At 43.6% G+C, this 25,579-nt stretch carries 28 protein-coding genes; 16 read left to right on the top strand and 12 right to left on the bottom strand.

All coding sequences use genetic code 11. From position 1 onward, the window contains the following. Window positions 1-160 precede the first annotated feature (160 nt). Complete coding sequence (locus FTV34_RS14270; RefSeq protein ID WP_179992719.1) at window positions 161-1,081, bottom strand: Dyp-type peroxidase; 921 nt, start codon at window positions 1,079-1,081, stop codon at window positions 161-163. Between the two features lie 160 nt (window positions 1,082-1,241). Here FTV34_RS14270 and FTV34_RS14275 point away from each other — a divergent pair, with 160 nt between their 5' ends. Then, entirely contained in the window at window positions 1,242-1,862 is a 621-nt protein-coding gene (locus FTV34_RS14275) for a LysE family transporter (RefSeq protein WP_179992718.1), read from the top strand. A gap of 39 nt (window positions 1,863-1,901) precedes the next feature. On the opposite strand, the gene FTV34_RS14280 is transcribed toward FTV34_RS14275, so the two are convergent. Genes FTV34_RS14280 through FTV34_RS14295 form a run of 4 tightly spaced genes read right to left on the bottom strand, consistent with a single transcriptional unit; the run spans window position 1,902 to window position 4,441 of the window. Next, a complete protein-coding gene (locus tag FTV34_RS14280) occupies window positions 1,902-2,372 on the bottom strand; it encodes a DUF523 domain-containing protein (RefSeq protein WP_179992717.1) in 471 nt (156 codons plus the stop codon). Window positions 2,373-2,375: 3 nt separating this feature from the next. Continuing rightward, window positions 2,376-3,176, bottom strand: coding sequence for a zinc ABC transporter permease subunit ZnuB (gene znuB, locus FTV34_RS14285; RefSeq protein ID WP_004780694.1), 801 nt, complete (start codon window positions 3,174-3,176; stop codon window positions 2,376-2,378). A gap of 3 nt (window positions 3,177-3,179) precedes the next feature. After that, window positions 3,180-3,962, bottom strand: coding sequence for a zinc ABC transporter ATP-binding protein ZnuC (gene znuC / locus FTV34_RS14290; protein ID WP_179992715.1), 783 nt, complete (start codon window positions 3,960-3,962; stop codon window positions 3,180-3,182). Continuing rightward, entirely contained in the window at window positions 3,944-4,441 is a 498-nt protein-coding gene (locus FTV34_RS14295; RefSeq protein WP_005233384.1) for a transcriptional repressor, read from the bottom strand. Before FTV34_RS14295 ends, znuC begins: the two co-directional genes overlap by 19 nt. A gap of 145 nt (window positions 4,442-4,586) precedes the next feature. Between FTV34_RS14295 and FTV34_RS14300 the strand changes: the two genes are divergently transcribed. The 11 genes from FTV34_RS14300 to FTV34_RS14350 all read left to right on the top strand — a co-directional run bounded on the left by FTV34_RS14300 (window position 4,587) and on the right by FTV34_RS14350 (window position 14,505). Continuing rightward, the gene (locus tag FTV34_RS14300; protein ID WP_180070635.1) at window positions 4,587-5,426 is read left to right on the top strand and encodes a metal ABC transporter solute-binding protein, Zn/Mn family; all 840 of its coding nucleotides are present in this window, start codon (window positions 4,587-4,589) and stop codon (window positions 5,424-5,426) included. 170 nt (window positions 5,427-5,596) lie between these two features. Further along, the gene (locus FTV34_RS14305) at window positions 5,597-5,995 is read left to right on the top strand and encodes an ATP synthase subunit I (protein ID WP_166139355.1); all 399 of its coding nucleotides are present in this window, start codon (window positions 5,597-5,599) and stop codon (window positions 5,993-5,995) included. Between the two features lie 104 nt (window positions 5,996-6,099). Continuing rightward, on the top strand, window positions 6,100-6,975 hold the full coding sequence (gene atpB / locus FTV34_RS14310) for a F0F1 ATP synthase subunit A (protein WP_004780701.1): 876 nt from the start codon (window positions 6,100-6,102) through the stop codon (window positions 6,973-6,975). 82 nt (window positions 6,976-7,057) lie between these two features. Continuing rightward, window positions 7,058-7,303 carry a F0F1 ATP synthase subunit C gene (gene atpE / locus FTV34_RS14315; RefSeq protein WP_000424060.1) on the top strand — a complete coding sequence of 82 codons (246 nt, stop codon included), beginning with the start codon at window positions 7,058-7,060 and terminating at the stop codon, window positions 7,301-7,303. Between the two features lie 39 nt (window positions 7,304-7,342). Continuing rightward, window positions 7,343-7,813, top strand: a complete 471-nt coding sequence (locus FTV34_RS14320; RefSeq protein WP_004780703.1) for a F0F1 ATP synthase subunit B — start codon at window positions 7,343-7,345, stop codon at window positions 7,811-7,813. Window positions 7,814-7,825: 12 nt separating this feature from the next. Continuing rightward, complete coding sequence (locus FTV34_RS14325) at window positions 7,826-8,362, top strand: F0F1 ATP synthase subunit delta (RefSeq protein WP_004780705.1); 537 nt, start codon at window positions 7,826-7,828, stop codon at window positions 8,360-8,362. A gap of 46 nt (window positions 8,363-8,408) precedes the next feature. Further along, the gene (gene atpA, locus FTV34_RS14330) at window positions 8,409-9,953 is read left to right on the top strand and encodes a F0F1 ATP synthase subunit alpha (protein WP_180025424.1); all 1,545 of its coding nucleotides are present in this window, start codon (window positions 8,409-8,411) and stop codon (window positions 9,951-9,953) included. A gap of 88 nt (window positions 9,954-10,041) precedes the next feature. Continuing rightward, on the top strand, window positions 10,042-10,911 hold the full coding sequence (gene atpG, locus FTV34_RS14335; protein ID WP_004780708.1) for a F0F1 ATP synthase subunit gamma: 870 nt from the start codon (window positions 10,042-10,044) through the stop codon (window positions 10,909-10,911). A 30-nt stretch (window positions 10,912-10,941) separates the two neighbouring features. Then, window positions 10,942-12,336, top strand: coding sequence for a F0F1 ATP synthase subunit beta (atpD, locus tag FTV34_RS14340; protein WP_004780710.1), 1,395 nt, complete (start codon window positions 10,942-10,944; stop codon window positions 12,334-12,336). 26 nt (window positions 12,337-12,362) lie between these two features. After that, on the top strand, window positions 12,363-12,782 hold the full coding sequence (locus FTV34_RS14345; protein ID WP_004780711.1) for a F0F1 ATP synthase subunit epsilon: 420 nt from the start codon (window positions 12,363-12,365) through the stop codon (window positions 12,780-12,782). A 346-nt stretch (window positions 12,783-13,128) separates the two neighbouring features. After that, the gene (locus FTV34_RS14350; RefSeq protein ID WP_180070637.1) at window positions 13,129-14,505 is read left to right on the top strand and encodes an NAD-dependent succinate-semialdehyde dehydrogenase; all 1,377 of its coding nucleotides are present in this window, start codon (window positions 13,129-13,131) and stop codon (window positions 14,503-14,505) included. Between the two features lie 68 nt (window positions 14,506-14,573). Here FTV34_RS14350 and FTV34_RS14355 read toward each other — a convergent pair whose 3' ends face one another. From FTV34_RS14355 to FTV34_RS14370, 4 genes are all read right to left on the bottom strand, one after another. Next, complete coding sequence (locus tag FTV34_RS14355; RefSeq protein ID WP_180070639.1) at window positions 14,574-15,179, bottom strand: hypothetical protein; 606 nt, start codon at window positions 15,177-15,179, stop codon at window positions 14,574-14,576. A gap of 163 nt (window positions 15,180-15,342) precedes the next feature. After that, window positions 15,343-15,726 carry an RcnB family protein gene (locus FTV34_RS14360; RefSeq protein WP_034171538.1) on the bottom strand — a complete coding sequence of 128 codons (384 nt, stop codon included), beginning with the start codon at window positions 15,724-15,726 and terminating at the stop codon, window positions 15,343-15,345. A gap of 208 nt (window positions 15,727-15,934) precedes the next feature. Further along, complete coding sequence (locus FTV34_RS14365) at window positions 15,935-16,480, bottom strand: glutathione peroxidase (protein WP_180018515.1); 546 nt, start codon at window positions 16,478-16,480, stop codon at window positions 15,935-15,937. A 174-nt stretch (window positions 16,481-16,654) separates the two neighbouring features. Further along, window positions 16,655-17,200 carry a glutathione peroxidase gene (locus FTV34_RS14370; RefSeq protein ID WP_166139365.1) on the bottom strand — a complete coding sequence of 182 codons (546 nt, stop codon included), beginning with the start codon at window positions 17,198-17,200 and terminating at the stop codon, window positions 16,655-16,657. A gap of 190 nt (window positions 17,201-17,390) precedes the next feature. Between FTV34_RS14370 and FTV34_RS14375 the strand changes: the two genes are divergently transcribed. Beyond that, window positions 17,391-18,290: a DMT family transporter gene (locus FTV34_RS14375; RefSeq protein WP_180070641.1), complete on the top strand. Its 900-nt coding sequence runs from the start codon at window positions 17,391-17,393 to the stop codon at window positions 18,288-18,290. Window positions 18,291-18,727: 437 nt separating this feature from the next. Here the strand turns inward: FTV34_RS14375 and FTV34_RS14380 are convergent, their stop codons facing one another. The 3 genes from FTV34_RS14380 to FTV34_RS14390 are packed head-to-tail and all read right to left on the bottom strand — an operon-like array spanning window position 18,728 to window position 21,689. Further along, window positions 18,728-19,297, bottom strand: coding sequence for an L-threonylcarbamoyladenylate synthase (locus tag FTV34_RS14380; RefSeq protein WP_034171542.1), 570 nt, complete (start codon window positions 19,295-19,297; stop codon window positions 18,728-18,730). Window positions 19,298-19,337: 40 nt separating this feature from the next. Continuing rightward, the gene (dprA, locus tag FTV34_RS14385; protein WP_180034227.1) at window positions 19,338-20,477 is read right to left on the bottom strand and encodes a DNA-processing protein DprA; all 1,140 of its coding nucleotides are present in this window, start codon (window positions 20,475-20,477) and stop codon (window positions 19,338-19,340) included. Window positions 20,478-20,534: 57 nt separating this feature from the next. Continuing rightward, window positions 20,535-21,689: a LysM peptidoglycan-binding domain-containing protein gene (locus FTV34_RS14390; protein WP_180034228.1), complete on the bottom strand. Its 1,155-nt coding sequence runs from the start codon at window positions 21,687-21,689 to the stop codon at window positions 20,535-20,537. A gap of 120 nt (window positions 21,690-21,809) precedes the next feature. Here FTV34_RS14390 and def point away from each other — a divergent pair, with 120 nt between their 5' ends. The 3 genes from def (at window position 21,810) to FTV34_RS14405 (ending at window position 24,948) form a co-directional block, all read left to right on the top strand. Then, window positions 21,810-22,340 (top strand): peptide deformylase, encoded by a 531-nt coding sequence (gene def / locus FTV34_RS14395; protein WP_004780730.1) that lies wholly within the window; start codon window positions 21,810-21,812, stop codon window positions 22,338-22,340. Window positions 22,341-22,432: 92 nt separating this feature from the next. Next, window positions 22,433-22,846 carry a DUF2946 family protein gene (locus FTV34_RS14400; protein WP_179992706.1) on the top strand — a complete coding sequence of 138 codons (414 nt, stop codon included), beginning with the start codon at window positions 22,433-22,435 and terminating at the stop codon, window positions 22,844-22,846. Between the two features lie 71 nt (window positions 22,847-22,917). Beyond that, window positions 22,918-24,948, top strand: coding sequence for a TonB-dependent copper receptor (locus FTV34_RS14405; RefSeq protein WP_180034229.1), 2,031 nt, complete (start codon window positions 22,918-22,920; stop codon window positions 24,946-24,948). The last annotated feature ends 631 nt before the right edge of the window (window positions 24,949-25,579 follow it).

Genomic DNA, 25,579 nt, shown 5'->3' on the forward strand with positions numbered 1-25,579 from the left:
ACAGGAAAATTAATGACTATAAATTGATTTTAGATTCAGATTTAAAGTGCTTAACATTTACTCTAGGGTGTGAAAATATTAATTATAGAAATTTTCTTAAAAAATAATTTTTTAGATTGCTACATTATGGAGAATGTAGCAATCACCGACCTTATAAATTTTACCCTTCCAAAACCTCTTCCAGCAATTCCTCACTCGGCGCAAAGTAATACGCACCATCCATTGGAGTCACGAAGTGTAGCAAGCGGTCATGGATCCCATCGCCTGATGTACCAAACATGCGCACTAACATGGCATCAATGATTTTCAGGTCTTTGGTATAAGCAATGAAGAATAGACCTTGGTCACCACGACCATCTCCATAAGGCAGAGAGTGACGTAGAATTTCCATTTCCTCGCCTCCCTCATCTTCAACGACAGTACGAGCGATATGCGCATTGGCAGGTTTTACCTCATCCTCGAGTTCAATCGATTCAAGTTTGGTACGACCCATCACTTGTTCTTGAGCATCGACTTTGAGTTTCTTCCATTTATCCAGGTTATGCGCATAACGCTGTGCAAAAATGAATGAACCGTCTTGGAAAATGCCAGCATCTTCACCCAGTAAAGCCACTTCAGCTCGATCATCCGGGAATTGCGGATTTTCAGTCCCATCAATGAAACCGGTAATATCACGGCCATCAAAGTAACGGAAGCAAACACGCTCATCTAGTACTTCAACCTGATCGCGAATACCTTCAAAGAAAGACTGACTCAAGGCGAAACAGATATCGGCACGCGCACTGGCAATATGGATCAGCACATCTGCCGGTACCACAGGCATATTAAATGAACCTTGAATTGGCTCTAATTGTTTAAAACCAGCAGGTGCCTGTTCATACAATTTTGACCAGAGTTCAGGACCAAAAGCGACAGCCGTTTTAATTTGCGCATTCGGATGTTGGGTAATCAGGCGATCGCGTGTCGTAAATAGCTGTTTTAATCGTTCCTTAAAATCTTCAATACTGAGATCTTTCAGGCGTAAAACAATAAAGCGAGCATGATCTGAAGGTAATGGCAAAATTACAGATTGGGCTGTCATTCATGGCTCCTGTAATAAATTTTCTGTATCCAATCCTGCTATTGTGCCTGAAGCGCTATAGAGTGAATAGTATGCAGTCTGATGTTTAAGCAATTTTTTTGGCTGAAAATATTGGAAAAGTCATATAATTAGATCCTGAATTTGAATGAGTTAAATCTCTATGTCCTATCAAGTCTGGTTTGCTTATATGTTAGCCTGTTGGGTGATCAGTATTTCCCCAGGTGCGGGTGCTATTGCTTCAATGTCGAGCGGACTGAATTATGGCTTTCGACATGGATACTGGAATGCGCTCGGCCTGCAACTCGCCCTATTGGTTCAAATTGCTATTGTGGCTGCCGGGGCAGGGGTATTGTTCGCGACTACACCTTGGGCATTTCTTGCTGTGAAATGGTTTGGGGTTGCCTATTTACTGTATCTGGCCCTTTTGCAGTGGAAAGCACCAGCGCAGTCGATTGAAATTAAACATGAACTCGCACGAAAATCAGCTGGGAAACTCGTCATCCACGGTTTTCTGGTCAATATGAGTAATCCCAAAGCGATTGTATTTTTGCTGGCAGTATTGCCGCAATTTCTGGACTTATCTAAACCGCAATGGATTCAATATGTGATTATGGCCGCGACTATGGTAACGATTGATCTGATCGTGATGGCAGGCTATACCGGTCTGGCTGCCAAGGTTCTGCGTCTTCTGAAATCGCCAAAACAGCAGAAAGTCATGAATCGAACTTTTGCCAGCTTGTTCGCTGGAGCCGCATTTTTATTGAGTCTAGTGCATCAGTAGGAGAACCTCTTCTTACAGGAGAGGGAATTCAACGATCTCTTAAAGAATCATCTGTAAAAATTCATCTTCAGTCATGACCTCCATACCATGCTGTTTAAATAATGCAGCCGTCACGCCATCACCCTGAATTTTATTCCCAGTAAATGAACCATCATAAATCAGCTTGCTGCCGCAAGATGGACTATTGGCTTTGAGGATGGCATGTGTCGCTTGAAATCTTTGGGCAAGATCTAAAGCGGCATAGGCGCCTTTGATAAAGGCATCGGAAACATCTGTACCATTTATATCTATAACATGAGCTTGGTACAGCAGCACCTCTCGACCATCGCCAGATTGAATCTCTGCTGCAGGTCGGGGTATAGGCAAACCACCACTGACTTCAGGGCAAATCGTGACATATTGATCCGGCAATAAATAATCGACCAACTCTTTTACCAGACAGTCGCGACCATCATAACGGACCTTGTGTCCGAGCAAGCAGGCACTGATCAGATAAAATTTGCCTGCCATGCCTTAAGCCAGTTTTTTAAACTTCTGTAGGATAAAAATAGCGGCAAACAGCACTGACATGGTCAGCACAATGGTCAGACCTGTTGACGTATTCAGACCTGCACTTGACCAGAGTCCGACTGTCACACCAATTTGTGCAATCACAAAAGCCCAGATCACCATTTGACGAGGAGAATTTGCCAGTAGGCGAGCCGTCAAAGCTGGAATCACCAGCAATGCACCCATCAAGAGTGAACCGACCGCACGTAATGCCAATACAGTAAACAATGCCAATAACAGCATAAAGATCAGACGTTGCAGTTTTGCATTCACCCCTTCACTGATCGCCATATCAGGATCAATTGCAATTTGGATTTGTGCCTGCCAGCTTTTATATAGAACGGCCAATGCCAAGATAATCACGACGGCAAAAGTAGGAAGATCTGTCCATGAAATGGTGAGTAGATCACCAAACAAATAGCTAAGCAGTTCCGGTCTTAAATTCGGTAAATGCTGAATGAATAACAGCCCTGAACAGAGCAGGGTGGCGGAGCAGAGTGCAAGCAGCGCATCATTTGGCAAGCGTGGGTCATACAGTACCCAAAGTACAGCGACCAATAAGACTGCAATAAAGCTGACACCCATCCAGAGTGGCAGGCTCATCGCACCAGCAATTGCAACACCGAGCAAAGTACCATGTGCCATGGTATCTGCAAAGAAAGACATACGGCGCCACAGCATCAGACAGCCGAGTGGTGCGGTCAGGAACACCAAGAGTGTTCCCATAATCCATGCAGGTAATAGGAGAGATAACCAATCCATCATGGCTTAAGCTTCCGGCTCGGGGTGAATGTGGGGACGTGAATCGTGCTGACAAGGTGTCGCGGAGTCACCATGGGCACAGTGATCATGATGATGCTGGTAGAATACCCGGTTAGTACCGAAGATGGCCTGATATTCTGGATGCTGCTGCACACTTTCTGGCAGGCCGCTACAACAGATATGCTTATTCAGACAAACCACGCGATGCGTGCCTTGCATCACCCATTGCAGGTCATGCGAGACCATTAAAATGGCACAGCCATATTTTTCCGGCAGGCTACGCACATATTCATACAGTTCAGCCTCAGACTGAATATCTAGACCCTGCATCGGTTCATCCAGTACCAGAATATCCGGCTGACGTAATAAGGCGCGAGCCAACAACACACGTTGACGTTCACCGCCGGAAAGCTGTTGTACTTTAGAATTTTCCAGTTTGGCAATGCCGGTATCACGGATGATTTCTGCCGTAATATCCGCAGGGCATTTTTCTAGAGCTAACAGGTCTTTGACACGTAGTGGCAGACTATGTGAAGGATTGAATTTCTGTGGCACATAAGAGAATTTTAGCTTGCGCGCCGTTTTGATTTCACCGGATTTCGGTTTGACGATCCCAAGCATGACCTTTATTAAGGTCGACTTACCGGCACCGTTCGGACCAATCAGCGTAACAATCTCTTTCTCCTGCAAAGAGAAATCAATGGCCTTTAAAATGTCACGATCATCAATATTGACCCAGATCTTGGAAAGCTGGATCAAGGGAGATGCATTCAAGCTTTGTTGCGACACTGCTGACAGATTCCTGAAATTTCGATAATGCTGTGGTGTGCACTAAAATCATCTGAAGCCGCCAAGGCATCCAGTTGTTCTAATAAACCTTGTGCAGATGCTTCTTTGACTGCTTTACATTCAGTACAAATCAAGAATGCCGCCTGATGGCCTTCACGCGGATGGCAGCAGGGAATATAGGCATTAATAGAGGTCAGGCGGTGAATAAAGCCTTTTTCTAATAAAAAGTCGAGTGTACGGTACACGGTCGGTGGGGCAGCGGGACGGTCGCTGGCATTTTTCATTTGTGCCAGCAGGTCATACGCACCCATCGGGCCGCTTGCATTCAGAATCAGTTCCAGTACCTCTTTGCGTAAAGGAGTGAGGCGTGCGCCACTTGCCGCACAAAGACTCTCTGCTTCGGCCAGACGTTGCGCGACATTTGGATGGTCGTGTACGCCGTGCAATGCATTGTGGTGTTCGTGCGAACATGAACCCATAGTTCACCTCAGGTGCGAAACTGAAAATTAAAAGATTTCAAATCTTAACATGAAGCGCCCAGAGTTTCGATTGGGCATAGGTATTTTTGTGATTTTGTTATATTATAACACTATTAAATTTGTCCTTATATAGTGATTTCTCTTCATGTTCCGTTTCCTTGCCCTGTGTAGTCTGGCTTTGTTCAGTACCCTTAGCTGGTCGCAAAGTTTGGTGGTTTCAACGCAGCCGATTTATCTGATTGCCAAGACCATTACTCAAGGCGTGGAACAGCCGACTTTATTATTGGCCAATCAAAGCGGTCATGATGTCAGCCTGACCCCGGCACACCGTAAAACGATTCAGGATGCTGGTCTGGTGATCTGGTTAGGGCAGGCACATGAAGCACCGTTGGCAAAAGTGTTGAACAATAACAATAAAAGTATCGCGATTTTAGATTCGGGTATTCTGACCACTTTGCCAATGCGTAATCCACGTGGGCAGGCCTTAAAAGATACCGTCGATACTCATGTTTGGCTCGATCCCAATAATGCAGTACGTATCGGTTTCTTTATTGCAGCCTTACGTTCTCAGCAGCTGCCTGAGCATCGGGAAGCCTATTGGAAAAATGCGCGTGAATTTGCCCAAACCATGTTTTTGACTGCACAGCGTTATAGTTCTACAAGTAAAGCCAGACCTTATTGGTCCTATCATGATGCCTATCAATATCTGGAACGCCCATTGAATCTGAAGTTTATGGGAGCTTTAACCGATGACCCACATGTGTCACCAACCGTGGCGCAAATCAAATATCTGCAAGACACTCGTGTGCAGAGCAAAATGTGTCTGCTGGCAGAAGCGCATGCTGGTGAAAATCAGTACCGAAAACTGAAACCGATTGTGTTCCAGAGTGTCGATGAAAGCATGAGTGGGGCAGGGGACTTTATCCAGGCCTGGCAGAAATTGGCCGAGCAAACCCGTAAATGTGTGTTAAATGCCCATCAATGATTTAAAAATAATCAAGTTTTGATTAGTTTGCCAGCATTTGATCTGTTGAAAAAAACACGACTAAGGTCGGGAAAAGATTGCATGTTCAGGGGTGTAACTCTATAATGCCTGCGATTAAAAATAATCATCAGCTAAACTTGTCAAGCATGCTTGCTGTGAGTGAATAAATAATGAGCCGAACTAGTCGCTTGATTGACCGACGATTAGCGAAAGCTTTAGTCCTCTTACAAGCATTAATGATTCCTGTTTCAGCCTTGATTGGCTGGGTCGTGAAAGACTCAACCGTAGCCTTGAGTGCCGCTTTGGGGGCGTTCGTCTGCTGGCTTGCGAGTTGTTATTTTTCATGGCAATCATTTCGAGCGGCAGGAGCCCGGGCATCTAAGCAGGTTCTTTCGAACATGTATAAAGGCTTGATGGGCAAGTTTGCAATTGTGATTGTTGGTTTCATTTTAATTTTAAGCAATGTCAAGCCGTTATCCCCGGTTGCGTTGTTTTGTGGTTTTATGCTCGTTCAAGCCATGTCGTGGGTCGCTCCTTTTTGGGTGTCACGTCTACAAAAACGAGTTTAAACACAACAAAAAATTGAAAAGTTTTTTTAGGAGCAGGCGAGATATCAAGCAGCACGCGATATTCGTTTGTTCTATAGTTTTTTGACATTGACCAGGTGTGATTTATGGCTGCTGAAGAACATGCCCTTACTTCGACCGAGTATATCAAGCATCACTTGACCAATATGACCTATGGCAAAATGCCAGACGGTACATGGAAATTGGCTGAGAACGGTGCTGAAGCTCAACAGATGGGGTTCACTGCTATTCACTTGGATTCAATGGGTTGGTCAATCGGCCTTGGTATCATTTTCTGCTTGTTATTCTGGCTCGTAGCGAAAGCTGCAAACTCTGGTGTTCCTACCAAGTTCCAGTCTGCAATCGAAATGATTATCGAGTTTGTTGACTCAAGTGTACGCGATACCTTCCATGGTAAATCGCGTTTGATCGCTCCACTAGCGCTAACCATCTTCGTGTGGATTTTCCTCATGAACTTGATGGACCTTATCCCGGTTGACTGGATTCCTTATGTCGCTCAACACGTGATTGGTGGCCTGTTTGGTATTGATCCACACCACGTATACTTCAAGATCGTTCCATCTACTGACCCTAACATTACCCTTGGTATGTCATTGTCTGTATTTGCACTTATCTTGTTCTACAGCATCCGTGAAAAAGGTGTTGGCGGCTTCGTTGGTGAACTAGCACTTAACCCATTTAACCCAAGTAACCCAGTTGCAAAAGCGATCCTTATTCCAGTGAACTTGATTCTGGAATTGGTAACCTTCCTTGCACGTCCAGTTTCATTGGCTCTACGACTATTCGGTAACATGTATGCGGGTGAGTTAATCTTCATTCTTATCGCGTTATTACCGTTCTGGATCCAGTGGGCGTTATCTGTGCCTTGGGCGATCTTCCACATTCTTGTTATTACGCTACAAGCATTCATTTTCATGATGCTGACTATCGTATACTTGAGCATGGCAAGCGAAAAGCATTAATGGTATTGCCTAACTGTCACGGGATGGTTGGGCACAATTTTTTAACTTAATTTGGTATAAACCTAACCTCTGAGGAATTATCATGGAACTCACTTTAGGTCTAGTTGCAATTGCATCTGCTATCTTGATCGCTTTCGGTGCTTTAGGTACTGCGATTGGTTTTGGTCTTCTAGGCGGCCGTTTCCTTGAAGCTGTAGCTCGTCAACCAGAATTGGCTCCACAACTTCAAACTCGTATGTTCTTAATCGCGGGTCTTCTTGATGCTGTGCCTATGATCGGTGTTGGTATTGGCTTGTTCTTCATCTTCGCTAATCCATTTGTAGGTTAATCAGCTTAATTCCGAAATTCACTATTTGAGGAATTTGCAATGAATATCAACCTCACATTGTTTGGCCAAGCGATTGCGTTTGCGATTTTCGTCGCATTCTGCATGAAGTTTGTATGGCCACCACTAATCAATGCGATTAGTGAACGTCAGCGTAAAATCGCTGATGGCTTAAATGCTGCTGAAAAAGCGAAGGCTGACCTTGCAGATGCGCAAGCACAAGTGAAAGCTGAACTGGACGCGGCAAAAGCACAAGCGGCTCAATTGATCGAACAAGCGAACCGTCGTGCAGCGCAATTGGTCGAAGAAGCTCGTACCCAAGCATCAGCTGAAGGTGAGCGTATTCGTCAACAAGCTAAAGAAGCTGTTGATACTGAAATCAATGCTGCTCGCGAAGAATTACGTCAACAAGTGGCTGCTCTTGCAGTTGCTGGTGCTGAGAAAATTCTTAGCCAGCAAGTTGACGCAGAAGCTCACAATGCCATGCTGACTCAGCTGGCTGCTAAACTTTAAGAGAGGCGGATTATGGCTGAACTCTTGACGTTGGCACGCCCTTACGCTAAAGCAGCATTTGCTTACGCTTCTGAGCAAGGTACAGCTGACTCTTGGTCAACTGCACTTGAATTGCTCAGTGCTGCGGTGCAAGACGAAGCATTTTCAGCTTATCTAAATCGCCCTGAGTTGACACCTGCTGAGCAGGTGGCACTTTTTGCTAAAGTTTTAGGCGAAGACCAAACGCCTGCAGTGTCAAACTTTTTGACTATGCTTGCTGAAAACGCACGTTTGGCTTTGCTTCCTGAAATCGCTGCAGAATATGAACAGCTCAAATCACAGAATAACAATACTGTGGATGTTGTAATTGAATCAGCATTCCCGTTGACTTCTGTACAGGAACAACTTCTTACTCATGCGTTAGAGAAAAAATTCAATGCAGCAGTAAACGTTTCTGTAGAAGTTAACCCGGCATTAATCGCGGGTGTGGTTATTCGTGCAGGCGACCAAGTGATAGATGATTCTGCGCTTAATAAGCTTGAAAAAATGCGTACTCGTCTTCTAGCTTAATTGCATATAAGAAGACTGAACTTTAAAAAGATTGAGGTATAGCGCAATGCAACAACTGAATCCATCCGAGATCAGTGCGCTCATTAAACAGCGTATCGGCGATCTGGACACCAGCGCGACCGCTAAAAACGAAGGTACCATTGTTATGGTATCCGACGGTATTGTGCGCATTCACGGCCTTGCTGATGCAATGTACGGTGAAATGATCGAATTCGACGGCGGCTTATACGGTATGGCACTGAACCTAGAACAGGATTCAGTGGGCGTCGTTGTTTTAGGTAACTACTTAAACCTTCAAGAAGGTCAAAAAGCTCGTTGTACAGGTCGTGTATTAGAAGTTCCGGTTGGTCCTGAACTTCTTGGCCGTGTCGTAGACGCTTTGGGTAACCCGATTGATGGTAAAGGCCCTATTGATGCAAAACTGACTGATGCTGTTGAAAAAGTAGCACCAGGCGTAATTTGGCGTCAATCAGTGGATCAACCTGTACAAACTGGTTATAAATCAGTAGATACAATGATCCCAGTAGGCCGTGGTCAACGTGAGTTGATCATTGGTGACCGTCAGACTGGTAAAACAGCTATGGCGATCGACGCGATCATCGCTCAGAAAAACTCTGGCATTAAATGTATCTACGTTGCAGTTGGTCAAAAACAATCAACTATTGCAAACGTAGTACGTAAGCTGGAAGAAACTGGCGCTATGGCGTATACAACTGTTGTAGCAGCAGCTGCAGCCGATCCAGCAGCAATGCTGTTCTTGGCTCCATACTCTGGCTGTACAATGGGTGAATACTTCCGTGACCGCGGTGAAGACGCTCTGATCATCTATGATGACTTGTCTAAACAAGCTGTTGCTTACCGTCAAATTTCATTGCTTCTTCGTCGTCCACCAGGTCGTGAAGCTTATCCAGGTGACGTGTTCTATCTACATTCACGTCTACTTGAACGTGCTTCTCGTGTATCTGCTGACTACGTTGAGAAATTCACTAACGGTGAAGTTAAAGGCCAAACTGGTTCATTAACTGCATTGCCGATTATTGAAACTCAAGCAGGTGACGTATCTGCATTCGTACCAACCAACGTAATTTCGATTACTGACGGTCAGATCTTCCTTGAAACATCATTGTTCAACGCGGGTATCCGTCCTGCTGTGAACGCGGGTATCTCTGTATCTCGTGTTGGTGGTTCTGCGCAGACTAAAGTCATCAAGAAATTGTCTGGTGGTATCCGTACTGCACTTGCACAGTACCGTGAATTGGCAGCGTTTGCTCAGTTCGCTTCTGACCTTGACGAAGCAACTCGTAAACAGCTTGAACACGGTCAACGCGTAACTGAGCTTATGAAGCAAAAACAATATGCTCCATACTCAATCGCTGACCAAGCTGTATCAGTTTATGCATCTAACGAAGGCTACATGGCTGACGTAGAAGTGAAGAAAATCGTAGACTTTGACGCTGCGTTAATTGCTTACTTCCGTTCAGAACACGCTGCGTTAATGCAAAAAATTGACGAGACTGGTGCTTGGGATAAAGATATCGAAGCTGAATTCAAAGCTGGTATTGAAAAATTCAAAGCGACTCAAACTTACTAATTTAGCAACTTGCTAGATTGGTGTTGGTTTGGTTCACGGAATCAACCTTCGAGGGCTCGTAAGGGCCTTCGAATACTAGGTTAAGCGTATGGCAAATTTAAAAGAAATTCGCGCCAAAGTAGCTAGTATCAAAAGCACGCAGAAAATTACTCGCGCGATGCAGATGGTAGCAGCTTCTAAGATGCGTCGTGCGCAAGAGCGCATGGCACAAGGCCGTCCGTATGCCGAAAATATGCACCGTGTAATTGCTCATTTGGTACAAGCGAATCCTGAATATAAACACCGTTATATGGTTGAACGTCCTGTTAAGCGCGTTGGCTATATCATTGTGTCTTCAGATCGTGGCCTTGCTGGTGGTTTGAACATTAACCTGTTCAAGAAAGTGGTAAAACACGTTCAACAGCAACAAGAGCAGTCAATTGAAGTTCAATTTGCTTTGATTGGTCAAAAAGCGGTTTCGTTTTTTAAAAACTACGGCGGTAAAGTGCTTGGTGCGACCACTCAAGTGGGCGACACTCCAAGTCTTGAACAGTTATCTGGTTCTGTACAGGTGATGTTAGACGCTTATGATAAAGGCGAATTAGATCGTATTTATCTGGTTTCTAACGGCTTTGTCAACGCCATGACTCAAAACCAAAAGATCGAACAGCTTGTTCCTTTGGCAGCTGCTGAAGAAGACAAGACGCTTAACCGTCAATACGGTTGGGATTACATCTACGAGCCTGAAGCTGAAGAGCTTTTAAATGGCTTGTTGGTTCGTTACATCGAGTCTGTGGTGTATCAAGGTGTGATCGAAAACATCGCGTGTGAGCAGTCTGCTCGTATGGTTGCAATGAAAGCTGCAACTGATAACGCGGGTGAATTGATCAAGAACCTGCAACTTATTTATAACAAGCTGCGTCAAGCCGCGATTACTCAGGAAATTTCTGAGATCGTTGGTGGTGCCGCTGCCGTTTAACATATATTAGTTTGAATTGAGGAGACAGCAATGAGTAGCGGTCGTATCATTCAGATCATCGGCGCGGTTATCGACGTCGAGTTTGAACGTAACAGCGTTCCTAAGATCTATGACGCTCTCCAAGTTGACGGTACTGAAACTACATTAGAAGTTCAGCAACAACTTGGTGATGGCGTAGTTCGTACTATTGCAATGGGTTCTACTGAAGGCCTTAAGCGTGGTTTGAACGTAACTAACACTAACGCTCCGATCTCTGTACCAGTAGGTACAGCGACTCTTGGCCGTATCATGGACGTTCTTGGTCGCCCGATCGACGAAGCTGGTCCTGTTGCGACTGAAGAGCGTTTACCAATTCACCGTCAAGCGCCTTCTTATGCAGAACAAGCGGCTTCTACTGACCTTCTAGAAACTGGTATTAAAGTCATCGACTTACTATGCCCGTTCGCGAAAGGTGGTAAAGTTGGTCTGTTCGGTGGTGCCGGTGTTGGTAAAACTGTAAACATGATGGAGTTGATCAACAACATCGCGAAAGCGCACTCAGGTTTATCTGTGTTTGCTGGTGTTGGTGAACGTACTCGTGAAGGTAATGACTTCTATCACGAAATGAAAGACTCTAACGTTCTTGACAAAGTAGCAATGGTCTACGGTCAGATGAACGAGCCACCAGGTAACCGTTTACGCGTAGCGTTGACTGGTTTGACTATGGCTGAGTACTTCCGTGATCAAAAAGACGAAAACGGTAAAGGCCGTGACGTACTATTGTTCGTCGACAACATCTATCGTTATACACTAGCGGGTACTGAAGTATCAGCACTTCTAGGCCGTATGCCATCTGCAGTAGGTTACCAACCGACTCTTGCAGAAGAGATGGGTGTTCTTCAAGAACGTATTACATCTACTAAGTCTGGTTCTATTACGTCAATCCAAGCGGTATACGTACCTGCCGATGACTTAACAGATCCATCGCCTGCAACTACGTTCGCTCACTTGGACGCAACTGTTGTATTGAGCCGTGACATCGCTTCTCAAGGTATTTACCCTGCGATTGATCCACTTGACTCTACTTCACGTCAGCTAGATCCACTTGTAGTTGGTACTGAGCATTACGAAATCGCTCGTTCAGTTCAAAACGTTCTTCAACGTTATAAAGAATTGAAAGACATTATCGCAATTCTTGGTATGGACGAATTGTCAGAAGAAGACAAACTTACTGTATACCGTGCACGTAAGATCCAACGTTTCTTCTCTCAACCGTTCCACGTAGCTGAAGTGTTTACTGGTGCTCCTGGTAAACTTGTACCGCTTAAAGAAACGATTCGTGGCTTTAAAGGTCTTCTAGCTGGTGAATACGATCACATCCCAGAACAAGCGTTCTACATGGTTGGTGGTATTGACGAAGTGATTGCTAAAGCTGAGAAACTTTAATTAGTTCCCTAATTTAGGAGATTCTCATGGCGACTATGCAATGTGACGTTGTAAGTGTTCAAGAGTCTTTGTACTCAGGCACTGTAACTATGCTAATTGCTAAAGGTGCTGGCGGTGAGTTAGGTATTATGCCTGGTCACGCTCCGCTGGTAACTTTGCTCCAACCTGGCGCGATCCGCGTTATTTTGGAAAACGGTACAGAAGAATTAATCTATGTATCTGGTGGTGTTCTAGAAGTTCAACCGCATGTTGTTACGGTTCTTGCTGATACAGCAGTCCGTGCAGAAAACTTGGATGAAGCGGCAATTATTGAAGCGCGTAAACACGCTGAACAATTGCTAGCAAATCAAAAGAGCGATTTGGACTCTGCTGCTGCTTTGGCTGCTCTTGCAGAAACTGCTGCTCAGCTGGAAACGATCCGCAAAATCAAAAACCGTGCAATGTAATTGCTGGTTTAAGATTGAAAAAACCACCCGAAAGGGTGGTTTTTTTATATAAAAACTATTTTGAAAAAAGTTACCAGATTTTAGCCTTATGAATAATTATTTTAAGAAAACTATATGGCTCTAATTTGTACCACTCGATATAACTTTTACCTGCGCTGCGTAATCTTTTGAACCAATCTGTAAGCAAAGTCATAGTCAGAAAAAAACAATGCTAAGTTGATATGGCGTCTTTAAGCTTTTCAGATTTATTCAATAAAAAGTTTCACGGTTCTACTACCTCTGTCACGACGCAAATCACGTTGTTATCCATTTATAAAAATTGAATTGGCCAAGCAGGGATCTAATTATGAGTTATCAATCCATTAACCCCTTTAACAACCAGAAATTAAAAGATTATCCGTCACACACTGATCAAGATATCCAAAATGCCTTGGATACCGCAGAAAAAATCCTGAAGTCGGATTGGACTCAACAAGTAGATACCCGGATTGAGGTACTTAGCAAACTGGCAAAAAATATGCGGGAACGCAAGTCAGAACTGGCTAAAATCATGACACTGGATATGGGTAAGCTGATCAAGCAGAGTGAAGGTGAGATCGAAAGCTGTGCCAAAATTGCTGAGTATTATGCAGATCATGCCAAAGAGTTTTTAGCGCCAGTTTCTTATGAAACGGAACTAGGAGAAGCATGGGTAGAGCATCATCCCTTAGGCATCATCATGGCAGTAGAACCCTGGAACTTTCCTTTTTATCAGTTGATGCGTGTCTTTGCCCCAAACTGCGCGATTGGTAACCCTGTGGTAGCCAAGCACGCCAGCATTGTTCCGCAATGTGCTGAAGCCTTTGAACAGTTGATTCTGGATGCAGGCGCACCGAAAGGTGTGTGGACTAACTTGTTTATCAGTAGCGATCAGGTCGCAGATATTATCGCGGATCCGCGTGTACAAGGCGTTGCTCTCACAGGTTCAGAAGGCGCAGGGCGTGCAGTAGCAGGGCAAGCTGGGAAACATGTCACCAAATCGACACTAGAATTAGGCGGTAATGATGTATTCATTGTGCTGGATGATGCTGATCTGGAAAAAGCGATCAAAATCGGCTGTCAGGCACGCGTTAATAACACGGGGCAGGTTTGTACAGCAGCTAAACGTTTTATCCTGCATGAGAAAATTGCGGAACAATTTAAATCGGGCATGATCAAGGTCTTTGAAGGCTTAAAAATTGGTGATCCGTTGGATTCTGAAACTACACTTGGCCCACTGTCCTCAGCAGATGCGTTGGAAAAACTGACCAAGCAGGTTGATAAGGCAGTAGAGAATGGCGCGAAAGTCGTGACTGGTGGTAAGCCTTATGAGCATGAAGGTAATTTCTATCAGCCAACTATTCTGGAAAATATCAGCCGTGATAATCCGGCCTGGTATGAAGAATTCTTTGGTCCTGTGGCACAGATCTATGTCGCAAAAGATGAAGATGAAATTGTATCGATTGCCAATGATTCTAATTATGGTCTCGGAGGCGTGATTCATTCACAAAATATTGAGCGGGCGAAAAAGCTGGCTTCACGTGTAGAAACTGGCATGATCTGGATCAACTGGTATACCGATACTGCGCCAGAGCTGCCATTTGGCGGGATCAAAAATTCAGGTTATGGTCATGAACTTTCAATTGATGGTTTCAAAGAATTTGTGCAGAAACGTCTGGTTGTCGTAAAAAGCCCAAAAAAATAATATTTAATTTCTAAAATAAAGAAGCCACTTAAACAGTGGCTTCTTTTTGAACGAGATATCAGCGTAAATCAAGTATTTTCTGTTTCAGCTTCTGATGAAGCATCTTTATCTGAGTTTTGAATCAGCATGCCTGCCAGTTTAAGCATTTCAGCTTGCACACTAACCATCTGGCTTTCAATTTTCTTTAAATCAACCTGACTGAAATCGACTTGGCCATTCAGTAAAGGAAAAGCCAGAATCTGTTGATTGGCACTCATAATATTGCTACGTACCTGATCAATTTCCTGACTTTTTAAATTCAGTTCACCTAAAGCCTGATTAAAGCCTGTCAACTGTTGTTGTAACTTGCCTGCTGTAGCTTGCAGTTGCTCGGTATCTTTAGTATCCACCGCAGTTTGCAGATCAGTTTGGGTTTGTTTTAACTGTTCAACATAACTCCCTGCCTTGAATTGCAGATCAGCTACATCACGCACCATATAAAACATATTGCCAGACTTCAGCTCTGTTTGCGCAGTCGTCGTGCGATCACTTTGCTGTACAGGTTCAAGATCAGTAGAAAGCGTACTTTGTTCTTGCTCGACCGGTGCTTCGGTCGCTTGTTCACAGCCCATTAATAAAATGCCTGAGCTAAATAGGGCAAAAGGAAGAAGAGCATTTACAAGAATCTTGGACATAAAATCGTGGTCTCGGAGCAGGTGGTTCTAATGCATGACTATAAGAATAAAATGTGGAGATAAAAAAGATTGTTGCAAAGTCATAACAAATATTTTGAATACAAAAGATTAAGACATTAAAAAAGAGTGCCGAAGCACTCTTTTTCACCGAGGAGGATAAAACTTATCCTGCAATAATTTTGATAATGTTATGGCTCATCACATTGGTCAGGATATAGTCACCATTTACTTTGATCCATTGCTGGTTTTTACCAGGTTTGCTGAGCTTTTTGTATTTGCTGTGATCTACCTTGTACATTTTGCTCTGGAACTGAGCTGGTACTTTTTGACCTACGCGCCAATCGCGTGAAGGATCTATTTTCTTATGTACCTGTTTATGCTGTTGAGCGTGTGCAGGAGATTTATGCTGTGCGTGATACTGTTGCTGAACATGCGTTTTTTGTGGCTGATGGTGTTGCGAGTGATGCTCTGGAGCTGCAGCAAAAGCTGAAGTCGCCACAAGTGTACTAGATAATGAAAATACGACTGCTTTTACTAAGTTTTTCATGTTTTGAACCTATCGTTATCTCTCTTGGGATAACTGCATATTAGGCTTAACTCATTGATAAATATGGAATGAAGTGTTGTAGAAAAATAAAAATTAAGCGTAAATCATGGAGATTTTAGAGTTAAGTAAATCTGGTTGTAAGTATTTGATTTTAATATAAAGAATAAGTATCTATTATTGAAATAGATACTTACATTACTGTTACAAATTATTTAGCCAATTCTGCATTGATCGCATCTCGCAAGCGAGCATCATCTGCTGGAATATTTGGTGCAAAACGCGCGACCACTTCACCTTGCTTGTTGACCAGGAATTTTTCAAAGTTCCACAGCACTTCTGGTAATTCATTTGGCGTATTGCCAAAACTTTTCAGGCGCTCTGCAAAATCTTCGCCGCCTGTACGTTGCGGCTGAGCTTGGGTCAGATAATGGTAAAGAGGATGCTGATCTTCACCCACGACAGAGATCTTGGAGAATAGCGGGAAATCCACATTGTAGTTCAGACTGCAGAACTGCTGGATTTCCTCGTCTGTGCCCGGTTCCTGACCTTTAAAGTTATTCGCAGGAAAAGCCAGAATTTCCAGTCCTTCGGTTTTTTTCTCATTATAAAGTTTCTGCAGTCCTTCATATTGTGGGGTTAAACCACATTTCGATGCGACATTTACAATCAGCAGGACTTTGTCCTGATAATTGGACAAAGTCGTATTTTCTCCAGTGACGGTTTTTACCGGAATCTCATAAATGGACTGGCTCATATTATTTTGCTCGAATTGTTATGGAAATAGACTCATGTTTTATCGGGTCTGGGCGGTTTCAGCAAACATAAATTTTAGATAAGTTTGTGAAAAAAATATGAAATTCAATGTTTATGCCTATGAGCCAGGTCGGCTAAACTGGTCATCAGTTGCAACCGACCTATTTAAAAAGACTTATTTAGCAAGCTCAGCATTGATTGCATCCAGCAGGCGTGAATCATCTGCCGTGATATCCGGTGCAAAACGTGCAACGACTTCCCCCTGTTTGTTCACCAGGAATTTTTCAAAGTTCCAGAGGACTTCAGGCGGTTCATTTGGAGTCAGGCCATAGTCGACCAGATCTTTCCACCATGGACCTTCACCAATACGTTCTGGCACAGCCTGAGTCAAAGTGGCATACAAAGGATGTTTAGCTTCACCCACGACCGGAATTTTAGCAAACAGCGGGAAATCCACCTGATAGTTCAGGGAACAGAAGTCCTGAATTTCCTTTTCACTTCCAGGTTCCTGTTCCAGAAAATCATTGGAAGGGAAGCCTAAGATTTCCAGTCCTTCGGCTTTTTTATCATCATAGAGTTTTTGCAAGCCTTCGTATTGTGGAGTGAGGCCGCATTTTGATGCCACATTTACCAGCAGTAAGACTTTGCCTTGATACTGGTTCAGCGTCGTGTCCGTTCCTTGAATCGTTTTTACCGGAATGTCATACACAGAAGTGCTCATCGGATTTCCTTTTTATTAAATGAATGAGGGCTATTTGTTTTAACGGGTATTTAAATACAGTACAAGTCGGAATCAGTGAAATGCTTACTGGCCGGCTACAAATAGCATTAATTTTAGTTGAAAAATCAATTATGCTTAGGCACTTGCCAAGAAGCATAGATTAACAATAGATAGAGACAGGGATGAAGTTATGACGCAGCAGCAAAAAACAATGTGGTGGGCCATGCTGCTTCCCTTGACTGCGGTCCTGATCTGGTCATTGAATATGACCGTTAACCGTTATGTAGCGGATTATATTTCTCCCTTAAGTATCAGTTTTTATCGCTGGGTTCTGGCTCTGCTGATTTTAACGCCGTTAATGTGGCCTAAGGTTCGCAAAGCCTGGCCAGAAATTCGACCACATCTGGGGCATCTGGCTGTCTTAAGTGCATTGGGCATGGTGTTGTATCAAGGGCTGGCTTATACCTCAGCACATTATACCAGTGCCACCAATATGGGCCTGATTAATGCCTTTATTCCGATTTTTACTATTATTGTTGGGATCTTTGTTTTACATGTTCGCCCCACCTTAATGGCAGTGATTGGCAGTATTTTGTCTTTTATTGGTCTGATGTATGTGATGGGGGAGGGGCAATGGGCACATTTACTCGATGCAGGAGATCGTTATATTGGTGATCTGCTGATGCTGATTGCGGTATTTTTCTATGCTTGTTATGGCGTTTTGCTCAAAAAATGGCAGATCCAGATTCCGCTATTGGTTAGTCTGTATATGCAGATTTTTTTGGCCGTTCTCTATCACATTCCTTTAGTGTTGTACTCAGGTCTGGATGCTATTAATAGTAATAACGCAGCAAGTATTATTTATGCCGGAATTTTTCCTTCTATTGCTGCCCCATTCTTATGGATGATGGCTGTACAACAACTTGGTCCAAACCGCAGCAGTATTTTTATGAATTTGATGCCGGTCTTTACGGCGTTAATCGCTTATTTATGGTTATCTGAAGCCTGGACAATCTACCATAGCATTGGTGGTGCCATTATTCTAGTAGGTATTTTATTGGCGCAATACCCTGCTAAACCCAAGGTTTAAGCGATCAAATAAAGAGTTAAAGTTTTATTTGTTTAATATTTGAATAAATGATTACATTATTTTTACAGTATTATTCCTTAAATTTAGTGATTATGGATATAAAAATAAATTATTAAAAATTAACTTCATTTTAAAACTGAAACAAAAATAGCAAGATATTTTGAATTTTGATTAAATTTTAAATATTTTTAATAGAAAAAATGTATTAATAAATTGTTTTATTATATTTGCTGTTGTGACGGATTTCTCGCATAATGCCCGCATCGAGAATGATGAATCAGAAAAAACCTAGATTTATCAAACTCCCAGAGATTTACAGACCCTCTGGATGTGATAATACACATCCTTTTTTATGCTCAACCATCCCTATATGGTTGAGCTTTTTTTTTGTCTTAAAACTTTAGTCGGCTTGAAAAGAAAAATGACTGAGCAAAGGCTCAGTCACGAATAATTTCACCTGTTACAGCATCAATAATCCGGCTTGGTTTCTGGCTCAGTCCCAGATCGCCATTCAGATAATTTAGGTCCTGACCAAAATAACGCATGGCATCTTGCAGGGAACGTGCAGGTTCTAAGCCGGCAGGATTGGCACTGGTTGAAACAATAAAACCGCCAAAAGCCTGACACAAGGCTACACAAAGAGGATGAGTGGTCACGCGCACTGCCACTTTAGGGTGTTTGCCTTTAATCCAGCCTGGAATATCGTCATTGGCAGGGAGTAACCAGGTGGTTGCCCGGTCTGTAGGTCGATCATTACTCCAAGACTCAATTACTTTTTCACGCATTTCTTCACTTAGATCCTGAAGTAAATGTTCCACTTGTGAAATATGAGCTGCGAGTAAAATCACGCCTTTTTCAATCGGGCGCTGTTTTAAGGTTAAAATCTGGTGAAATGCCTGTTCATTATAGGGGTCGCAACCTAAACCCCAAACAGCCTCTGTAGGGTATGCCAAGACCTGTCCAGCTTTGAGACATTCAGCTGCTTCGGCAACAGAGGTGGTGATCATGTGTATACCTTATCAAAACAAGAAGTGTCTATTGTGAACCTTATTTATGTGGACGACAACGTAGATACATGCCGGCTTGCTGGGTGCAAAAGCCAAGTAGCTCTAGTTCCATCAATTGACTGGTCAGAGAAGAGACATCCTGTTGCAGATGATGACTGAGATGATCCAGATCCTGTCCGACCCAGTCTAACTGGTTATAAAGTCTGAGCAGATGAGGCGGTATGTGTGCAGGAAGTTCATCCGCCATGTCATGTTGTACTTCATTTTGTAAGGCTTGCCATTGGGTCGCCAAAGCCAGTTCTTCAATCACCTGTTGCGGGTGATCAATTAGAATCGCGCCTTCACGAATCAGCTGATGGCAACCCTTATGATATTCGCTATAAATATGTCCCGGAATGGCAAATACGGTTTTGCCTTGTTCGGCAGCCAGTTTGGCCGTAATTAGAGAGCCGCTTTTTAAGGTCGCTTCAGCCACAATGACTCCGAGACTTAAACCGCTGACAATCCGGTTACGCCGTGGAAAGTGATGCTGCAAGGGTGGAGTCTCTGGCAGAAACTCGGTAATGACCGCACCACCATGCGCAATAATCTCCTGGCGCAATTGTGCATGTTGAGAAGGGTAGGTCTGATCCAGTCCAGTCCCCATCACTGCAATGGTACCCTGATGTTTCAATCCTGCCCGATGTGCTGCTTCATCTATACCTTGTGCTAATCCACTATTAATATAGAAACCCTGTTCACTCAAATAAAAGGAAAAATCATAAGCTACTTGCCGGCCATGAGGACTCGGCTTGCGACTTCCTACAACCGCAATTTGAGCCTGAAGCAATGTATCCGGCTGACCTTGACCAAAAATAATTGGTGGTTTGTCTACATAGTGGCTGAGTTGCTGCGGATAATGCAGATCATGATAGAGCAGGATGAAATCACTATCTCGTTGAACTTTTTCCAGACAGCGCTGAAATTTCTGTTGTGATTCTGGAAGCGAGAAGTCTTTCAAGCGTTGGATATGATTGGCATGAATGCCAAGCGCCTGCCAGGTGGGCACCTGATCAGGCTGTAGGGCTGTGGTCAGACTTGAATAATGCTGACTGATTTTATAGAAGCTCGAAAGAGAATGCTGAACCAGATACCATAACGTCAGTGTTTCCAGTTGCACGCGTGATAACGAGTTCAGCATATCGAGACCTATATGTGTGTCTTCTTATTCTTTCAGTTGTAAAGTTAGATCAATCTATTATTCATCTAACAATGGCGCTTGAATATTGGCACCCACCTTGATAGGTAACTCACTTTCCAGCACATAAGCATAGCTCAGTTGGTCAAAAGTTTTAAAGACCATCAGATTGCCAATGCGCTCACCTGGAAGCTGTACGCGCTCTTTGGTTTTCGGATCAGTCACCACTTCACCTTTCTGGTTTACGCTGAAGACATGACCAGTCTGAACCCCATGTGCTGTACCACGGTCAATCGTTACGACACTATGACGCGCAGCAGTACCAATTGAACCCAGTACACGCACAATCTGACCACCAGCAACCGTATTTTCTGCATTCACTGGATAGAACAGGGTAGGTAACATCGGATCGTATTCAGGCAATACACGGTCACCGCGACGCACTTCGGCATTATAGCTATCTGTCAATTCCAGCGTGGTGACATCACCTTCGCCACGTACTGCGATTCCGGAAGCAACCTGTTGCAACTCTAGAGCAGCCGTGTATTTCTTGCCATTGGCATCGGTAAAGACATAAGGGTCTGCTTCACGATATACCGCATAACGCTGGCCAACCACCAGACCATTCCCGCGTGCATAGACCTTCTGGCCTTTACCTGCCAATACGCGCTGGTCTGCAGTGCCGAGAATGTAAGGCGTACCCTGAACTGAATCTGCTGCCACAATGGTATAGCGTTCCAGCCATTGCTGGATATGCGCCAGTGGAATCACTGGAATCGTATTATTTAAAGATTCAACGCGAACCTGTGGTTGTAATGAAGTACTACCGATATAACGACTGATGATACCTTCACAGCCATCACCTTCGTCTTTACCAATAATTGGACGGCCCTGATAGTCACACATCAACAGGCGGTCACCCGGGAAAATCCAATGTGGATTTTTCACGTGCTTGTTACTGGCCCAGATTTCTGGCCAACGCACCGGATTTTTTAAGAAACGTTTTGAAATATCCCACAATGTATCGCCTTTTTTGACCACGTAGACATTGGGTGCACTGGCTTTTAAAGCAGGTGGATTGACGTTACGGGCAGGAGCTGCCTCGGCTGAATACATTGTCCCCATACTCACTCCGACACAAACTGCCAGTGCGAGCATTTGATTTTTTAACCCCAAGGCACTAAAAAATGGCATGCCCTTCAAAACCTTTTTCATTATCATAATTCCTAAAATTATGTGCGTAGTTGCGTTATAATAACGATCTTACACACATTTTTTTGATGAAGCATTCCCTTCATTTGGTTTTTTGATCAATGGCATAATTGAGGACGCAGTATGGCCTTATTACCTATTTTAAGTTTCCCGGATCCCCGTCTTCGTACCATTGCACAACCAGTCGAAGAAGTTACTGATGAAATTCGTCAGCTCGCTGCAGATATGTTTGAAACCATGTATGAAGCGCCAGGCATCGGACTCGCCGCGACCCAAGTTGATCGTCATATTCAGCTGATTGTGATGGACCTGTCTGAAAACAAAGATCAACCCATGGTGTTCATTAACCCCAAAATCACACCATTGACTGAAGAAACACAGCCTTATGAAGAGGGCTGTCTATCAGTTCCTCAAATATACGATAAAGTTGAGCGTCCGTCACGCGTAAAAATCGAGGCAATTGGTCTGGATGGTCAACCCTTTGAACAAGAGGCTGATGGACTTCTCGCTGTGTGCATCCAACATGAAATGGATCACTTAAATGGTAAACTTTTTGTGGATTATCTGTCGCCATTGAAACGTCAGCGTGCCCGTGAAAAAGTAGAAAAACTGGTTCGCCAGCGCAATAAAGAAAAAGTTGCAGTTAAACGCTAGGACTCTTTTCCCAAGCAATTTTTATGCTTCAACAAGCCCAATTTCGATTGGGCTTTGTTATACTTAGCCCAGACAAATTCAAGGGTTTGCCTATGGTCCTGCGGGGAGGTCTGCTACTTTCCTTTGTGGCGGTATTTCTACAGATTGCTGTGTTCTTACAGCCTTTGCTGCCGAAGCAATATCAGGTTGCTCCGGTCTGTGAAACCATCACGCGCGCCCTTTTAGTTTCTTCTCATGTTCATTCTGAACATTCTGCCCATCATCACCTTGATCAGCATCCTATTTCCTCAGACTCCATGGCGCATGAACACGATGCCAGTCATCAGTGTCAGTACTGTACTGTCTATGGCAACCTGGTTTTGCCGCCTGAGCTTGAAGTGAAAGAAGTCCTGGATCGAATTCAGGTCAGACTATTGGCTTTTGAACAAGCCTTTAAGCATGTCTGGTTTATCCTTCAACGACTCTTTTTAATCCCGCAGGGACGGGCACCGCCACTGTTTGCATAAATCCACGTTGTTTTGCCTGGGTCTTTACTGACTTAGGCCGTGTTCAATTTATGTATTCAGTGAGATAGAAAATGGCTCAGCCTAAATTTTCTTTACAGCCCCTTGCGGCTGCGATTTGTGTTGCTTGTTATTCTTCGATGGTGTTGGCAAATGAAGCCATGCCAGTACAAACCATGGCACCGATTGTGGTGACTTCAACTGCCGGTAATGATGCCAATGGTCTGATTGTTCGTGCTGATCCAAAACAGCCGATTCAGCCAGTGCCAGCAACTGATGGCGCAGATTATCTGCAAAGTATTGTAGGTTTTAGTTCGGTCAATAGCGGAGCAGGTACCAATGGCGATGTGACCTTTCGTGGTATGTTCGGTTCACGCATTAAAATCCTGACTGATGGCACTGAAAACCTCGGTGCCTGCCCAAGCCGGATGGATTCGCCCACTTCATATATTTCTCCAGAAAGTTATGATCGTATTTCAGTGATTAAAGGCCCGCAAACGGTTCAATATGCCAATACCGGTTCGGCAGCAACCGTCATTTTTGAACGTACACCTGAACAGTTTGGGGAAGATCAACATTATCGCGGTCAGGCCAGTGTACTAATGGGATCTTTTGGCCGTCTGGACCAGAATATTGAAGCAGCTGCTGGTGATGAAAAGAAATATATCCGCCTGAATACCAGCCGCTCTGTTTCAGACAGTTATAAAGATGGTAATGGCACGACTGTTCCTTCCGATTGGGAGCGCTGGAATGCCGACATTGCATTAGGCTGGACACCGGATAGCGATACCTGGGTAGAGTTGACCGGGGGCAAGGCGGATGGTGAAGCTGTGTATGCCGGCCGTGCAATGGATGGCTCCAAGTTTGCCCGTGAAAGTCTGGGTTTGCGTGTTGAAAAGAGAAATGTCAGCGATGTGATCAAGAAAATTGAAGCACAGGTAAACTACAATTTTAATGACCATGTCATGGATAACTATAGTCTGCGCGAGTTCAAGCCTGGCGGTATGATGAGTATGCCTATGGCCACCAATGTAGCGCGTAAGACATTGAATGCGCGTATGGCCGTGACCAGTGAATGGGATAAATTACAGCTGATTACAGGTATCGACAGCCAGAATAATCAGCATAGCAAACGTAACGGAAATCTGATGACAGCGTATCAGAATAAGCCACGTATTAAAGATATGGAGTTCCAGTCGATCGGTGGTTTCGGTGAGCTCAGTTATGAGGTCAGTGATAATCATAAGTTGGTGAGTGGCCTGCGTCTGGATCAGGTCAAAGTAGAAGCAGTGGAGTCAAACCAGGAGCGTAAAAAAACTTTACCAAGCGCTTTTTTGCGTTTTGAGAATCAGCATCCAGACCATGATGATGGCAAGACTTATATGGGTATTGGCTATGTCGAACGTATGCCGGATTACTGGGAGCTGTTCAGTCCAAAATCAGGCAATGGTCATCCAAATACCTTTAAGAACATTGATACTGAAAAAACTTTACAGCTGGATATTGGCTACCAGCATGAACATGGTAATTTCAGTTCATGGGCATCGGCATATGCAGGTGTGATCAATGATTACATCCTCACGACTTACTTGCCAACAGGTAATATGGGAATGTTAGAAGCACATAGCCGAAATGTAGATGCAACAGTGGCAGGTGCAGAAGTCGGAATCGGATATCAGTTTACTGATGCGATTCAGGCTGATCTGAGTGCGATGTATGCCTGGGGTGAAAATACCAGTGACAATACGCCGTTGCCACAGATTTCACCTTTGGAAGCTCGGGTAAATTTACGTTATATCCAGGATAACTATACTTTGGGTGCCTACTGGCGCCTGGTCGATGGTCAGAACCGAATTAGTGAGCGTGAAGGCAATATTGTCGGCTATGATCTTAAGCAAAGTGCTGGTTTTGGTACTCTCTCTTTAAATGGTACATATCATGTAAATGACAACATGGATCTTTCTGTGGGTGTCGATAACGTACTGGACCGTACCTATGCCGAGCATTTGAACAAGATGGGCAGTTCCGGTTTTGGATTTGCTGCCAATGAGCAATTTAATAATATCGGACGGAATTACTGGGCAAGAATCAGTATGAAATTCTAATTTGAACTGAAAACAAACAAAAAGCAGGAGTTTTTTCCTGCTTTTTGTTTATGGTAGTAATTTAAATTCATGTTTATCAGTAAGTTAATATTGTTTTGTTTTGCATTAAATAATAACTCAAACTTTTATTAAAATAATTTTTATAAATAAAACAGCAACTTATGAATTTTATGGATTATAAAATAAACATGCGTTTGTAAAGTTTAAAAAATGGGGTTGCAAGCCCCCTGAAATACTGTAGAATGCACATCCATCGGCGGTGATGAAGATTAAAACTTCTGATAAAACAGTAACTTAGCATGAAATGGTTGAGTTAGGTTTTAGAAAGAAAGTTTAAAAATAATTTTCATTACTGGTTGACTTTCTAGAGATAGAGAGTAATATAGCCGACCTAGCTTGCTACTGACGAAGTGGCAAGAAGATCATTAAGAGATTATGAAGAACAACTTGTGTGGATTTTTACTGGTTGATTGATCGAAATTATTTTCATTGATTGAATGGTAGAAATTACTCGAAGTTTATTTGAGAAATATTTGTCAGAAAATTGATGAGCCAAGTTTAAGAACTTTACTTATAAAGTTCGAAATGATTTTAACTGAAGAGTTTGATCATGGCTCAGATTGAACGCTGG

It is taken from the genome of Acinetobacter sp. YH16038, assembly GCF_013417275.1.
In the GTDB taxonomy this organism is placed as follows: Bacteria; Pseudomonadota; Gammaproteobacteria; order Pseudomonadales; family Moraxellaceae; genus Acinetobacter.

Bases quoted from the DNA above. Each gene is read 5' to 3' on its own strand.
- atpE (WP_000424060.1), top strand. From the start codon at position 7,058: ATGGAACTCACTTTAGGTCTAGTTGCAATTGCATCTGCTATCTTGATC.
- FTV34_RS14325 (WP_004780705.1), top strand. From the start codon at position 7,826: ATGGCTGAACTCTTGACGTTGGCACGCCCTTACGCTAAAGCAGCATTT.
- znuB (WP_004780694.1), bottom strand. From the start codon at position 3,176: ATGATGGATTGGTTATCTCTCCTATTACCTGCATGGATTATGGGAACA.
- atpD (WP_004780710.1), top strand. From the start codon at position 10,942: ATGAGTAGCGGTCGTATCATTCAGATCATCGGCGCGGTTATCGACGTC.
- FTV34_RS14320 (WP_004780703.1), top strand. From the start codon at position 7,343: ATGAATATCAACCTCACATTGTTTGGCCAAGCGATTGCGTTTGCGATT.
- FTV34_RS14390 (WP_180034228.1), bottom strand. From the start codon at position 21,689: ATGAAAAAGGTTTTGAAGGGCATGCCATTTTTTAGTGCCTTGGGGTTA.
- atpA (WP_180025424.1), top strand. From the start codon at position 8,409: ATGCAACAACTGAATCCATCCGAGATCAGTGCGCTCATTAAACAGCGT.
- FTV34_RS14350 (WP_180070637.1), top strand. From the start codon at position 13,129: ATGAGTTATCAATCCATTAACCCCTTTAACAACCAGAAATTAAAAGAT.
- FTV34_RS14305 (WP_166139355.1), top strand. From the start codon at position 5,597: ATGAGCCGAACTAGTCGCTTGATTGACCGACGATTAGCGAAAGCTTTA.
- FTV34_RS14345 (WP_004780711.1), top strand. From the start codon at position 12,363: ATGGCGACTATGCAATGTGACGTTGTAAGTGTTCAAGAGTCTTTGTAC.
- FTV34_RS14360 (WP_034171538.1), bottom strand. From the start codon at position 15,726: ATGAAAAACTTAGTAAAAGCAGTCGTATTTTCATTATCTAGTACACTT.
- FTV34_RS14275 (WP_179992718.1), top strand. From the start codon at position 1,242: ATGTCCTATCAAGTCTGGTTTGCTTATATGTTAGCCTGTTGGGTGATC.
- FTV34_RS14295 (WP_005233384.1), bottom strand. From the start codon at position 4,441: ATGGGTTCATGTTCGCACGAACACCACAATGCATTGCACGGCGTACAC.
- atpG (WP_004780708.1), top strand. From the start codon at position 10,042: ATGGCAAATTTAAAAGAAATTCGCGCCAAAGTAGCTAGTATCAAAAGC.
- FTV34_RS14365 (WP_180018515.1), bottom strand. From the start codon at position 16,480: ATGAGCCAGTCCATTTATGAGATTCCGGTAAAAACCGTCACTGGAGAA.
- FTV34_RS14270 (WP_179992719.1), bottom strand. From the start codon at position 1,081: ATGACAGCCCAATCTGTAATTTTGCCATTACCTTCAGATCATGCTCGC.
- FTV34_RS14300 (WP_180070635.1), top strand. From the start codon at position 4,587: ATGTTCCGTTTCCTTGCCCTGTGTAGTCTGGCTTTGTTCAGTACCCTT.
- FTV34_RS14405 (WP_180034229.1), top strand. From the start codon at position 22,918: ATGGCTCAGCCTAAATTTTCTTTACAGCCCCTTGCGGCTGCGATTTGT.
- FTV34_RS14370 (WP_166139365.1), bottom strand. From the start codon at position 17,200: ATGAGCACTTCTGTGTATGACATTCCGGTAAAAACGATTCAAGGAACG.
- dprA (WP_180034227.1), bottom strand. From the start codon at position 20,477: ATGCTGAACTCGTTATCACGCGTGCAACTGGAAACACTGACGTTATGG.
- FTV34_RS14375 (WP_180070641.1), top strand. From the start codon at position 17,391: ATGACGCAGCAGCAAAAAACAATGTGGTGGGCCATGCTGCTTCCCTTG.
- FTV34_RS14400 (WP_179992706.1), top strand. From the start codon at position 22,433: ATGGTCCTGCGGGGAGGTCTGCTACTTTCCTTTGTGGCGGTATTTCTA.
- atpB (WP_004780701.1), top strand. From the start codon at position 6,100: ATGGCTGCTGAAGAACATGCCCTTACTTCGACCGAGTATATCAAGCAT.
- FTV34_RS14355 (WP_180070639.1), bottom strand. From the start codon at position 15,179: ATGTCCAAGATTCTTGTAAATGCTCTTCTTCCTTTTGCCCTATTTAGC.
- def (WP_004780730.1), top strand. From the start codon at position 21,810: ATGGCCTTATTACCTATTTTAAGTTTCCCGGATCCCCGTCTTCGTACC.
- FTV34_RS14380 (WP_034171542.1), bottom strand. From the start codon at position 19,297: ATGATCACCACCTCTGTTGCCGAAGCAGCTGAATGTCTCAAAGCTGGA.
- FTV34_RS14280 (WP_179992717.1), bottom strand. From the start codon at position 2,372: ATGGCAGGCAAATTTTATCTGATCAGTGCCTGCTTGCTCGGACACAAG.